The following is a 12,597-nucleotide window of genomic DNA, read 5'->3' as shown; positions in this document are numbered from 1 at the left end:
TTATGGATATTGGACCATCTGGAAAAAGCCTTTCTTTCCATATTGGAGACTGCACTTCGATTCTTATTGGGAGATAGTTTTATGTGGTCAGGGCGTACACAAAGTATTGTGATGCGCTGATGAACGGATTCATGATGTGGGTGGCAGGGGCAACCATCATCAACGCGATCGCCGCTGGTGTGCTTGTCCTGGCGATCTACCGGCTGATGGAAAGCAGCATCCCACTCGGTGCGTTCGGAAGCATCGCGATCGGTGCTGGCGTCATCTACGCCGAGGCAACCCTCGGCGAACAGCTGTTCACGGTCACGGTCAGCGAGATGAAACTGCTCGTCATCGCCGCGGCGGTCGGCGCCGCGATCGGCGTGACGGGTACTGTGCTCACGGTCAAACCGGAACTGGAGTAAGTAGACAACAATGGAACTCAGAGCTTGGATCAAAGGTGCGTTCGGAACCGCTGATAAGAAAACCCTGCTGGACGAGAGCGTCTACTCAAACGCGGAAATCCGCGAGGATAAAATACGACTGAAGAAGGAGCGGAAACAGCTGAAGAAGGAGATGGGCCAGCTCCAGCACGAGTACCAAGAGTTGCTGGAGAAGGGGGCGAACTCGAGTGAGGTCGATCGGAAGCAGTACGCTCAGCAGGCGAAGATCGCGAAGAAGAAGTACCAGGTCAAGCAGCAGAAGTACCAGAAGAACAGCGTTCAGATGGCTACGATCGTTTCCATCGAGGGAGCCCGGGAGCTCATGGAGATGACCAACGAGGACACCACCCATATCAGCGAGGTCATGGATCAGGACGTCGACCACGGCCGGGTTCAGGAGCACCTCATGGACCAGATGGTCCAGTACGAACTGGACATGGACATGATGTTGGAGATTCAGGACACCCTGGACATCGACATCATCGGGGCCGACGTGGACATGGGCGGTGGCGAAGAGGAGGAGATCATGCAGCAGATCGCAGAGGGGAAGACCGAATCCGAAAAGGTCTCCATCGAGGACGACGAGGCAGACGTCGAAGATCCGTACGACGTCGACGACCCGCTTGATGATGATATCGGCGGGAGTATTTCGGGGCCTAACCTGTAAGCGGCGACGATCCCGACGGGTCACGACTGGCTTATCCACAGCAGCACCTCGATACTGCCCCGCTGAACTGGTAGATATCGAGCGGTTTTCCCACTCCATATCGGCAAACAAAACACACCGCGACCAGAGAGGAAACATGTCACTTGGAGACAGTACACACAAAGAGATCCTCAAGAAGAACTACAGCAAGTACCGCTCACGAGCGGAGAAAGCTCGCGAAAACAACGATCAAGAGACGGCAGCACAGTACTATCGGAAGTGCGCGGATATCGTCCGTCAGTTAGCCGACCTCGAAACGCGAGACGGCCTCATCCGCAAGCGAAAGGAACTGGCCGAGAACCTCTCGTCAGCTGCCGACAAGCTCGAGGGAAAGTCGCCGAGCGGCTCCGCCGATTCCGGTCGCCGACGAGGCAGAGCTGAAAGCGACAGCGACGGGGGTGGGGAGGGACTCGATGCCGAGCGGTATCTCGTCGAATCGCCGGATATGGACTTCGACGATGTCGGTGGGATGGACGATCTCAAGCGGACCCTCCGTGAGACCATCGTCGACCCGCTTGAGAACCCGTCGCTCTACGAGCGATATGGCCTCGGAACGATCAACGGTGTCCTCCTCCACGGCCCGCCGGGCACCGGGAAGACGTTCATCACGCGGGCCCTCGCGGGGATGCTCGGATTCAACTACATCGAACTCGAAGCAAGCGACCTCACGAGTTCGCTCGTTGGGGAGGCCGCCAGCAACGTCGCGGACGTCTTCGACATCGCCAAAGCGAACCAGCCGTGTTTGGTCTTCCTCGACGAGATCGACGCGATCGCGACACAGCGTTCCGGCGGGATGCAGAAGACGATGAGCGAGAGCCAGATGATCACCCAGTTCCTCACAGAGATGTCGAGTCTCGGCGACACCGACGTCGTATTCATCGCGGCAACCAACCTCCCGGACGAGATCGATGGTGCCGCCTGGCGGCGGTTCGACAAACGCATCGAGGTGCCCCCGCCGGATGTCGACGGTCGTGAAGCGGTCTTGGAAAAACACCTCCGTGACCGGCCGGTCGACGACGATGTCGACCTTCGGCATCTCGCGCAGAACACTGACGGATACACCCCGAGTGATATCGCAGTGATCGTCGACGAGGCTGCCCGCAAGGGACTGCAGGAAACCAAGCGGAGCGATACGTTCAAGCCCATCGCGCAGCGACATCTCAAAGAAGCGATACTCGAAACGACTCCCAGCCTGGAGGCGTGGAACGAGTAATATGCCCGCGTACATCACGACCGTCACCGAAGACGAAGGCAAAGACCCGATCGAAACACAGCCTATCAGTGACACCGTCGGCATCTATCGGAAAGACGGGGAGCGGGGGAATATCTTCCTCCGGACGCCCGACGAGGATATCGACTTAGGGTTTCACGATCGGACAGTGTCGCGGATCTCCTCGAACGCGCGCGACATCTGTCCAGTGGAGATGTTCGATCGGGATGGGTCGATCTTCATCCGAAACAACTCGAATGAGAACGCTATCGAAGTGGAGTATCTTTACGGACAACGTGAGATCGGGGAAGGTAATGAAAAGAAAGTCACCGAAGACTGTGTGGTCAAACCCGGACTCTGGACGAATTTACGACTCAGTTTCAAACCTGACGAAGCGGACCAGGCCGATCAGCTGGAAGAAAAAGGAGGGATTTCGACGGTTGCCTATGTCGAGCTGTTGTGCGATGGATTCGTCGACGCCAGTGAGAGTTCCGCCTCCAACGCGTATTATTACGGTCAGCAATTGTTAACGTTCGCTAGGGAGCACCCGGTCGATCACCAGAGCTTCGAGGAGGCTGTTGCCGACCTAGAGCGGTCAATCCAGAACCTCAAATCAGATGCCGTTCCTACCGGGGATGAACTCAATGACGATGTCATTGAGACACACGAACAGGTCGCTACCGATATCAGCTCGATTTATAAGGTGAAGAGTTGACCCCGATCAGATGACCTGTCCCCAGGATCTTCACCCGTGGATGGTTGGACCACCAGCAGGTATGAGTGAGTTACCGTCGCTTTCATCGGTCGCAGACATCGCACCGGCGCTCATGAAGCGCTACGCCAATCCCGATCTCGTCGCGAACAAACTCGGTGGAACGCGTACTCACAGCGTGTGCGTCCCCGGGAAAGAACACCACTCGATGGTACCGCTCAGTAGTCGATCAGCTGGCTGATCGGTCGCCCTGTGCGATAGAGTTCGACACGCTGCAAGAGTATCTGCGAGCCGAATCCACGAACGGGATCCCGACAGGACGGGTGGTGCGGTACGTGGGAATCATCGCCTGTTCGACGGTGTTGGTCGATGCTGTCTTGATCCGTCCTGATCTGGAACGTCGCGCGGTAACCCGTTCGATCAACGCTGGCATCCGCTCGAACCTCACACCGGAGTCCGTCCTCAACGCCGGCAGCCGGACCCTCCGACTGGCACAGGCTCTCCTGATCGGTGCTCGTGTCACGCACCTGTCCGACTACTTTCCACACCCTGCGAACGACCGGGAGCGATTCAGCGATACTGTCGACACTTACCTCACGACGGGGGGAGTCGACGAGATTCAAGAGGTACAACAGACGATCACCGCGGCCGCTAAGCGTGCGTGGACGCAAGACGACCTGCTTCAGTTTTCACCGCCTGGCTTTGAGCACCTTCTCGGTACGTACTGGAGCACGCAGGAACATGCTGTCAGAGTCACTCAGGAATCACAGGACTGCGGCGTCGATCTCTTCGTCAGGACTACCCGCGGGAACACGCTTGCGGTCCAAGCGAAGCGCTACGATCCGGACAACCCGGTTGGTATTTCGACCGTCCAGCGGACAGCTGGACTCCGTGAGGACTTCGACGTGGATCGGTGTCTGGTCGTGACGAGTGGCCGGTTCACGCAACAGGCACGCCAGAGCGCTGCGCGAAACGATGCGGTCTCGCTCGTCCCTGGAGGGATCTTCACCGAGTGGCTGACGTCCTCCTCACTGGCCCCACCGGTGAACCTCGGTGACATCGACATCGACTGACCACGTCCAGTGGCTCACCGACAAGACGGACAACGTAGTGAGAGCTGGTCTCGCTTCTCCGGCCGCCTCAGTGAGCGCATGCGGATGGCATTTTATTATCTCAGTGGAGGAAGCCCCGAAAGCATATAATCGCAAGTTTGCATAATTAACTCATGAAGAATTCGTTCAGCCGACTCATCCCCTGGTCGCTCGGGGACGCCCTGATGACGGACGACGACGGGCCGGACGCTGGGAGTCGTGAGCGAACCGCCAGCCCTCCACCACGTATCTGCCTACCGGACGGCGGACAGGACGAGAAATCGACTGCGGACGAATCTCTCGATTCAGCAGATGCTTTGCCAGTTGACACCCATGACAACGGCAGTGATAGTGATCAGGTCGGCTCGGGCACTACGTACAAGCAAACCGATATCGGTGGCAAGCGTGACACGAATGAGGACTCGGTCCTCTGTCGCGCGTTCGAGGAGGTAGGGTATCATCTCATCGCCGTCGCGGACGGAATGGGAGGCCACGAGGGAGGGGAGATCGCGAGCCAGACCGCTCTCGACGCAGTCGAAGAGTCGATCACGACCGCTCTTTCGGAGAGCGAAACCGATCGGGAGCATCTCTTGGAGGACGGAACGCGTCGTGCTCACGAGGCGGTCGTCGAGATGACGGAGGCGAACAACTTCCATCGAGAACCGGGTACCACCCTCATCACGGCCCTTCTCGATGGCGATGATGCAGTCATCTCGAACGTCGGTGATAGCCGTGCGTACGTGTACGACGGGTCGCTCAGTCAGGTAACTACCGACCAGACCCAGGTGCAACAACTCGTCGAGGCCGGTGAACTCGATCCCGAGGATGCTGAAGACCACCGGTACAGCCACGTTCTGTTGCAGGCGATCGGAACCGCTGACGACCTATACGTCGAGATCTCCGAACGCTCACTTGCCGGTGGTCGACTCCTGCTGTGTTCTGACGGGCTTACCGATGCCGTCTCGGATGATGTGATCGAAGAGACTCTCGAGACGTCCTCGACGATCGGTGACGCGGGATCGACATTGATCGACAGAGCCCTCGCCGCGGGCGCGTCCGACAACGTGACCCTCGCTCTGTACGAAGTTGTAGAGTGAGTCCGGTAAGGGTTGCCCGCAGAACGAGTTCGGATTGAAATCTACATATTTCGGTTCAGTCGGGCTGCAGCTGAGAAGTTAGTTCAGCAATATCATACGGGAAGTACAGTGCATACTCGTACCAATCTTCGGGCCGCGTAGCCAGCGCCGTGAGCAACACCCGATCGACCATGTTGGGGAGGCTCGAATCGCGCTCGGTCGGCGGGGCCGCCTCTCCATGCGTCGCTTCATACATCAGTTTGGCTGGCGGACCGACGAATGGTAGCTCGCCGACGAGCAGTTCGTACAGGATCACGCCGAGTTGGTAGATATCGGTTCGTTTGTCCGGCTTCCCGAACTCGTCGGGACGGAACTGTTCCGGGGCAGCATACTCCGGCGTGAACCCATCGACAGACTGTTCTCGCTCGATGAGTTCTTTCGCTATCCCCCAGTCCGTGAGCTTCGGGGTCGCCCACGAGCCCGACTGTGCCTCCGTGAACAGGACGTTCCGGGGCTTGAGGTCGTTATGAGCGACACCTCGATGATGAGCGTGGTTTAGTGCTGTCGCAAGTGCATACGCGATCCAGACGGCCTCCAGACTCGAAATTGAAGTTTCGCGAATGCGACTGGCTAAATTCCCGCCCTCCATGTACTCCATCGCGATCCACGGCAATCCTGACTCGGCCCCATAGCCGAAGACCGTAACGATATGTGGGTGGTCGTCGAGTTTCGAACAGTTCTCTGCCTCATCGAGCAACTGTTGAACCTGGTCTCGCTGAATCGTCCCGTATCCGCGGGGGAACTTCACCGCGACCTCATGTGAGTCCCCTCCAGTTGTGACTGAGGAATGATAGACGTCTGCATTGCCGCCGGAGTCGATTCTCATACTCAGGTCTTCAGGACACGATGTGACTTCGAAGGGGAATCGAAAGCAAACGAGTCTGGAACCTGCGATACTTCCGAGAAAGGATTCCTGCGATTCGTTCCTGGCTCAGCTCGGATCGCTCGTCGATCATCACGGAATCCATATGTTTGTGCGATGAATGTGGCTCTGTCACACCGTCTTTTGCTTTTATATACCCGGACCCTGACTCATCCTCGCCCGGTAGCTGTCCCGACTGTGGACAGCCCCTTCCGTCAGGCTGGACGCTCATCACGTTCGAGCGAGACGACAGGAGTACGGGCGTCTTTGCCGAGTGTCCCTCCTGTGGGAAGGTCGTACGACCCAGCTATGTGGGCGAGAAAGTATGAGAACGACTCCGGAACCGATACCGTTCGAGTCTCATGAGTCGTGTTGTTGATTTCTGCCCTTTCAGATTATATTGTTTCCCTTAGAACACCAGACCCTGCACTGATTTTTCAGGTTATAATCGTTATAGAACCTACTCCAGCTGTCGGTCGCGAATTATCGCGATTCGGACGCACTGCTCATTGAACACGGCTGGCCAATGAAGCGCTCCCTGCAGTGGAGATAGTAAAGTAGCCTCTCGTCCGCTGGGAAGTAAGCAGGACCATCGTGTTTTAGATGTCATATACATCTCCCTCCAACGGGCCGTAGAAAGCATTAGGTTACATGAAATTTATTGTCATGATGATGGGGCTGTTCGGGAACTCCGACATAGAGCGGGCGCGGAAACTCCGCCGGATAGCAAATGAAGGATCCTACAACCTACAGGAAATAGATAAGGAACTTAAAGAAATTCTCGATTCAAGGCTTCCCGGTCCCAGAATCCAGGCTACTCACGCGTGGTTTGAGGTGGCCAAACAGAACCCCGAACTTGTTCACAATCTAACTGATGATCTTTATTTAGAAGGGCTGTCTGGTGATTCATATAAACCCAGCGCATCTACGGCATTTGCAATAGTAGCAAAAGAACACCCCGAAAGTATCCCGCCTGTAGTCGGAACGCTCCGATCACTCCTCCGTGACTCCCGGAGTCAGGTCCGAGTAAACGCTTCGTTGGCATTGGCTGAATTGGCAAAAGAGTACCCTGGTGCTGTTCGACCGATTGTTGAAGATCTCAAACACTATTTCGACGATCACAACCCTGATATCCAAATAAATTTGTCAATAATATTGGCATCAGTGAGTATAAAGTATCCCGACGATGTTCGACCGATAATTGAGAACCTCCAGCCACTGCTCAAAGCCGACGACTCGCGTGTCAAGAGGAACGTTTCGGTGATGTTAGCTGGATTAGTTGATAAGTATCCCAGAGCTGTTCAATCAGTGGCCGCAGACCTCAAACCACTTCTTAACCACCTCGACACCGATGTCCGACAGAATGCTTTGCAAGTCTGTGTTGAGATAGCCGAAAAGGACCCTGATGATATTCTGCCTTTAGTAGATACATTGGAATCGATCGTTAAGACAGAAAACCAAGAACACGACGAGACTGAAAAGACCTATGCGATCAGATCTCTCACAGCCATCAGTCAGGAGTATCCGCAAGAAGTTGAGTGGACACAGATTATAAAATATATTGACAATTCTCAGAGCCTTGCCCGCGGACGCCAGATCAAACCTATGATGAATTCTGCCAGCGGCAGACTGGAAATCGCTAAAGAACGATTCACAAATCGCGAGTATGAGGCCGCGATCGAGGCATATACAGGTGTACACGAGTTGTACAAACAGATATTAACGTCAAGGCCCTTCGTAGGCGATGAGCCTGTCGAACAACAGGGGCTTGCCGACCTGCAGTCCCGAATCGAATCCAAGCTATACAAGATCGAATCGGATCTCGTAGACTGCCATGCTGGACTGGCGAATAGCTGTCTCAAAGAAGCAACCGAACTGCTAGAAACGGGTGAGTATGAGCGGGCTGAATCCGAATTCTCGTCGATACTTGACGATATCGACGCTGTTGATGGGTCTAACCAGTTTCTAGAGGAGGCAACTGATAGAGCACGCGAAGGGCACAAGAAAGCTCAACTCGCGCTGGCACGAACTATCGTGAAGGACGGTCAGGAGAAGTTTGAGGCCGGTGAGTACTACAAAGCCCGAGAGAGATTCGATACAGCCCGTAGCGTTGCAAAGGCCATCGAATACGAGGATCCTGCGATCGATGAGATTACGTCACAGGCCACGAGCGGGCACAAAAACGCGTGTCTGAAAGACGTTTTGGAGGGAATCCAGCGGGCGCAGGAGTTGATAGATGACGGGGAACTCGAACGCGCAAAAAAAGAATTTGAAGAACAGGGGCGAACAATCAGCGGGTTGGAGTACAGTAGCGAAGAGATTGACCACCTTCGGAATGCTGCCTTACGAGGCTACCTCAGCGCACAGACCGAACAGTCTCGCGAGGTCATCGATCGTGGGCAAGGAGAATTCGAGGATGGTGACTTCTACGCGGCACGCGAGACGTTCAAATCGGCACTCGGCTCGCTTCATGACATCCGGTCCGATGCAACGGAGCACGATTTTCAGGAGCAAGTCTCACAGCTCGATCGCCTCATCGAAGTGTGCGAGGAGAACGTAAACCATGCTCGGCGTGCCCTCGTCAACTTCGAGGAGGCCGCATCCGTCGACATAGACCGGGTTAGTGCGTCGCCGTCGGGAATGGACTTCGAGATGCCCGACATCGATATGCAATTCAGCAGTTCTCGATCCGTCGATCACCTCCGGGCTGGGGTGAGCGACGAACTCCGGAAGGAGCTTCCTCCCCACGATATGCTTGAGGAGCGATACGGTGTCGGGGGGAACGCCGACGTGCATAAAATCCGACTGCACGAGTCGAACGAGGTGTTTGCGCTTAAAATTCCTCGGTGGCAGGGAACCCTGAATACAGATATCATCAAACGGTTCGTGAGAGAGGCGAATATCTGGGAACGACTCGATGAGGATCCGAACATCGTAGATGTTGCCGACTGGGGAGCCAAGCCGTATCCGTGGTTGATGCTAGAATTCATGAATGATGGAACCCTCGTAGAACGAATCGGTACGATAGACATCCTCGATGCTGTGTCGGTATTCGAATCGATTTGTGGTGCAGTCTTCTACGCCCACCGAGAGGGTATCGTACACGCCGACCTGAAGCCAGCGAACATCATGTTCACTAATACGGACGGGTGCGAACGTGCGAAGGTCGGTGACTGGGGATTGGCCAGATTGCTCTTTAGACACTCGAAAGATATTGATGAATTAACTCCGGAGTACGCGGCGCCGGAGCAGGTTGATCAACAGCGGGAGGTTAGTAACCCATACACTGATATCTATCAACTTGGCGTCGTCGCATACGAACTGTTTACTGGCCAAAATCCGTTCGGGCATGAAAACAAAATCACGGTGGTGGATGCAGTCAAAAAAGAGACTCCGCCACCACCGAGTGAGATGTCAAACGATCTCCCTCCGGAAGTCAATGACGTCATCATGAAGGCAATCAGGAAGCGTGAGGAGGAGCGATATGACACGGTTGTAAATCTCAGGCGGGATCTGGTGAGTGCATTCGGGCGAGACCCTGAGGAATAGGTACAGCTCTATGGTGGATATTAGTGCGGCTCTGGCGCTCAATTCTCAAGAAAAATCGATATCGATGGATCGATCACGGATGTGGCTGTATTGGGTGTGAATTCGACGTGCAGATACAGAACTGAACACCGCTTGTGACGCGGCCTCAGATTCCAGTACACACTGGGCAAAGTACAATTCAGTCACTTCCATTCCTTAATTTTGAATGTTAATCCGATACGCTCCCTCTCCGGAATATCAAAATATGTGACTTGAATGCAAATCACTTTCATTCGAGTGTAATTATCTAGTCTTCAATTTTTCATCTCTGATTAAATTAAACAGCTTTCTCATACCGTCACCGACAGAATGTCAAATCTCGCCACACACGAACCAATCGCTGAGTTCGTCTCACCACAAGCACTTGATATTAAAATCGAATATGACGATCTGGAGAAAAAGAACCAGATCGGGGCGGGGGGGCGATGTAGACGTGTATTATGCAACTGTCTCCGATGGGGGCACCACCTACCCGGTGGCTGTCAAGGAGCCTCGGTTTCTAAATACGATTCACAATCGAATCGTGGAAGAGTTTCAGAACGATGCGGGAACATGAGAGAAACTTGACGATCACAATAACATTATGTCCGTCTATGGATGGGGAGCCCGAGGGCTTCCATGAATTGCGCTCAAGTACACGGATGGTGAGACGTTCGGCTCACGGATTGGCTCAGCAGATCTCGACGAGGGGGCTGTGGCTCGGTGGACAAATAGCGGAAGGCATTCGTCGCGGTCATCGACATGGAATCGCCCATATCGAGATCAAATCGACCAACGTGCTTCTCCGGGAGACCGGACCTGAAACCTGGGACTACCCGAAAGTAGCACCTGGGGACTGGCAAAAATGCTGCTCGAACATTCTAACAGCATCGATGGCTTTTCGCCGACCTACGCCGCCCCTGAACAGTTTGATCCGGATTCGTTCGGGGTTCCCGATGACATCACCGACCTCTACCATCTGGGCGCTGGCGTGTATGCGCTCCTGACCGGTAGTCAACCCGTTACAGGTGCATCGAGTATGATTAATACGGTCTGGATCCGTCGTTACGAGCTTTTCGAGCACAGGGACCCCATCTCTCAGGATCATTCCATCTCGGTACGCCCACTCCTCTTTCCCATTCATAACCCGGACGAGTAGTTCGAGAGACGTCGCGGACACGTTCTGTAGGCCAATGTGTGCAAGTGCTATCGTCGCTTTGCATCTGACTCCCTTCACCGGATGAGACTTGTGTACCCGAACCAGTCGATCGTAGCACGCACTCTCTGAGAGAACCTCAGGATCTTGCTGTGCGATATATACGAGTGCATCCGCAGCGTGGATAGCCTTATTGTCCGATGAGAGGAGTTTAAACAGGTCTCGAAGACAGCCGGAGTTCGTTAATACGTGGGGAGCAGTTTCACCGAGATTACCAAGCGCATCTATCATATCAACCGTTGACTGATCGTGGTCTTCCGGCGATTGTATCACATATTCATTGATGCCCGCTCCGATCACTACTTCGGGGGCACACTCAGCGATTTTCCCAAGCGATTTCGCCGCTGTCGAACGAACCCAACGGTCCTCGTCGCCCAGTGCGGCCTTCAACAAATCAATCCCACCCGATTCATGCGCTCGGTCAGGCATTCGTGTGCCGATTTCTCCGAGCGCGAAGGCCGCTGCGGAGCGGACAGACGAGTTGCTGGAATCGAATGAGTCGAAGATCTGGTCGAGTACGCCCGATTTAGCAATCATGTTTGGGACCGACCCAGTCTCACTCGAAAGGTGACCGACGAGTACTCCTGCGATTCGTATACTGGTGGCCCTGATCTCGGGCCGGTCGTCGTCAATTGCTGTGCGTACTGACTCAAAACAGGTGTCGTATACAACCGACGAGTCGCCCTCTGCAACGCCTTTGAGTACAGCAGCGGCTTCGGATCGAATACAACTCTCCTTGTTACTAAGAAGATCGTTCAACCGGTGGAAGCCACCGGCAGCGGCAAAATCCGTTGGCGCATGTCTCCCGAGCGTGATGAGTGCAGATCTACTAGGTACCGGTCTGTCCCCGTACAAGGCGCTAAACAGTGCATCGACGCCGCCAGCCCCGATGACTGCGTTGGGATCAGTGTTGCCGATAGTCTCAAGCGCTGATGCGGCAGCGTTCGACCCATCGTAGACCTGTGAAACAAGTACATCGATACTGCCTGCTTGAACGAGCAAGTCAGGACGACGGTGCCCGATTCTTTCCAACGCAGTCGCGATCGAGGTCTCGTCACGAAGGTTAGCTGTGAGAATCTCTACGCCCCTGTGCTCACTCACTGCCTCAGGCTCTCTCTGACCGATGCGTCCCAGTATCCGAGCCGCATATCTTCGAACCAGAGCTTCCTCGTCGTCGAGAGCCCGGAGCAATACTTCAACCCCTCCAGCGCCTACGATCGTTTCGTGAACGGCCCACAGATTGCTCTGTACGGTCCCTGACACGGATAATTCGCTTCCAGTGAACCAATCGCCCTCATCGATTGCGAAAAATAAACATTTCGCGGCGAGCGACCGCGTTTCCGGACTCTGGTTGGAGACCATGTCTAAGAGACCCTCTGCCGCATAAGCAGCACATGACGAGTTCGACTGCACAACTACCCGCAACGCGTCAGCACAGGTTCCTCGGGTCCGGAAATAATCGTCATTTAGCCCATCCAAAAGTACGTTTATATCGCGCTTGGAAGCCCACTGGGGCGTCTCTTCGACCGTTTGGATCGACCGGCGGACAGTCGTCGGAATCACGTCGTCGCTCATTCAATCCATCTCGCGCTGCACGGAAACATTCGGTTATGATTCATCTGCTATTGTCCGCAGTTGGATACGATTGCACCCTCTCTGATATTGAAACCCGCGG

The 12,597-nt window shown here is 54.8% G+C and carries 10 protein-coding genes; 8 read left to right on the top strand and 2 right to left on the bottom strand.

Translation table 11 applies throughout. The features are described from left to right. Positions 1-119 precede the first annotated feature (119 nt). The 6 genes from E6N53_RS17310 (at position 120) to E6N53_RS17285 (ending at position 5,238) form a co-directional block, all read left to right on the top strand. Positions 120-404, top strand: a complete 285-nt coding sequence (locus E6N53_RS17310; protein ID WP_142860744.1) for a hypothetical protein — start codon at positions 120-122, stop codon at positions 402-404. A 10-nt stretch (positions 405-414) separates the two neighbouring features. Further along, complete coding sequence (locus tag E6N53_RS17305) at positions 415-1,089, top strand: hypothetical protein (protein ID WP_142860743.1); 675 nt, start codon at positions 415-417, stop codon at positions 1,087-1,089. Beyond that, positions 1,049-2,341 carry an ATP-binding protein gene (locus tag E6N53_RS17300; protein ID WP_142860742.1) on the top strand — a complete coding sequence of 431 codons (1,293 nt, stop codon included), beginning with the start codon at positions 1,049-1,051 and terminating at the stop codon, positions 2,339-2,341. Before E6N53_RS17305 ends, E6N53_RS17300 begins: the two co-directional genes overlap by 41 nt. 1 nt (position 2,342) lies before the next feature. Further along, complete coding sequence (locus E6N53_RS17295) at positions 2,343-3,053, top strand: hypothetical protein (RefSeq protein WP_142860741.1); 711 nt, start codon at positions 2,343-2,345, stop codon at positions 3,051-3,053. A 332-nt stretch (positions 3,054-3,385) separates the two neighbouring features. After that, positions 3,386-4,123, top strand: coding sequence for a restriction endonuclease (locus tag E6N53_RS17290; protein WP_161596594.1), 738 nt, complete (start codon positions 3,386-3,388; stop codon positions 4,121-4,123). 152 nt (positions 4,124-4,275) lie between these two features. Beyond that, complete coding sequence (locus E6N53_RS17285; protein WP_142860739.1) at positions 4,276-5,238, top strand: PP2C family protein-serine/threonine phosphatase; 963 nt, start codon at positions 4,276-4,278, stop codon at positions 5,236-5,238. 55 nt (positions 5,239-5,293) lie between these two features. On the opposite strand, the gene E6N53_RS17280 is transcribed toward E6N53_RS17285, so the two are convergent. Continuing rightward, positions 5,294-6,103 carry a serine/threonine-protein kinase gene (locus tag E6N53_RS17280; RefSeq protein WP_142860738.1) on the bottom strand — a complete coding sequence of 270 codons (810 nt, stop codon included), beginning with the start codon at positions 6,101-6,103 and terminating at the stop codon, positions 5,294-5,296. A 146-nt stretch (positions 6,104-6,249) separates the two neighbouring features. On the opposite strand from E6N53_RS17280, the gene E6N53_RS21760 reads away from it, so the two are divergent. Together E6N53_RS21760 and E6N53_RS17270 are read left to right on the top strand one after the other, a co-directional pair. After that, positions 6,250-6,468 carry a DUF7837 family putative zinc-binding protein gene (locus E6N53_RS21760; protein ID WP_142860737.1) on the top strand — a complete coding sequence of 73 codons (219 nt, stop codon included), beginning with the start codon at positions 6,250-6,252 and terminating at the stop codon, positions 6,466-6,468. 340 nt (positions 6,469-6,808) lie between these two features. Beyond that, positions 6,809-9,688 carry a protein kinase domain-containing protein gene (locus tag E6N53_RS17270; RefSeq protein WP_161596593.1) on the top strand — a complete coding sequence of 960 codons (2,880 nt, stop codon included), beginning with the start codon at positions 6,809-6,811 and terminating at the stop codon, positions 9,686-9,688. A gap of 850 nt (positions 9,689-10,538) precedes the next feature. On the opposite strand, the gene E6N53_RS17265 is transcribed toward E6N53_RS17270, so the two are convergent. After that, a complete protein-coding gene (locus tag E6N53_RS17265) occupies positions 10,539-12,497 on the bottom strand; it encodes a HEAT repeat domain-containing protein (protein WP_142860735.1) in 1,959 nt (652 codons plus the stop codon). Positions 12,498-12,597 lie beyond the last annotated feature (100 nt).

This window comes from Salinigranum halophilum (genome assembly GCF_007004735.1).
Lineage (GTDB): Archaea > Halobacteriota > Halobacteria > Halobacteriales > Haloferacaceae > Salinigranum > Salinigranum halophilum.
The sequence above is the reverse complement of the archived record's forward strand: the minus strand, read 5'-3'. Positions and strand labels throughout refer to the sequence as shown.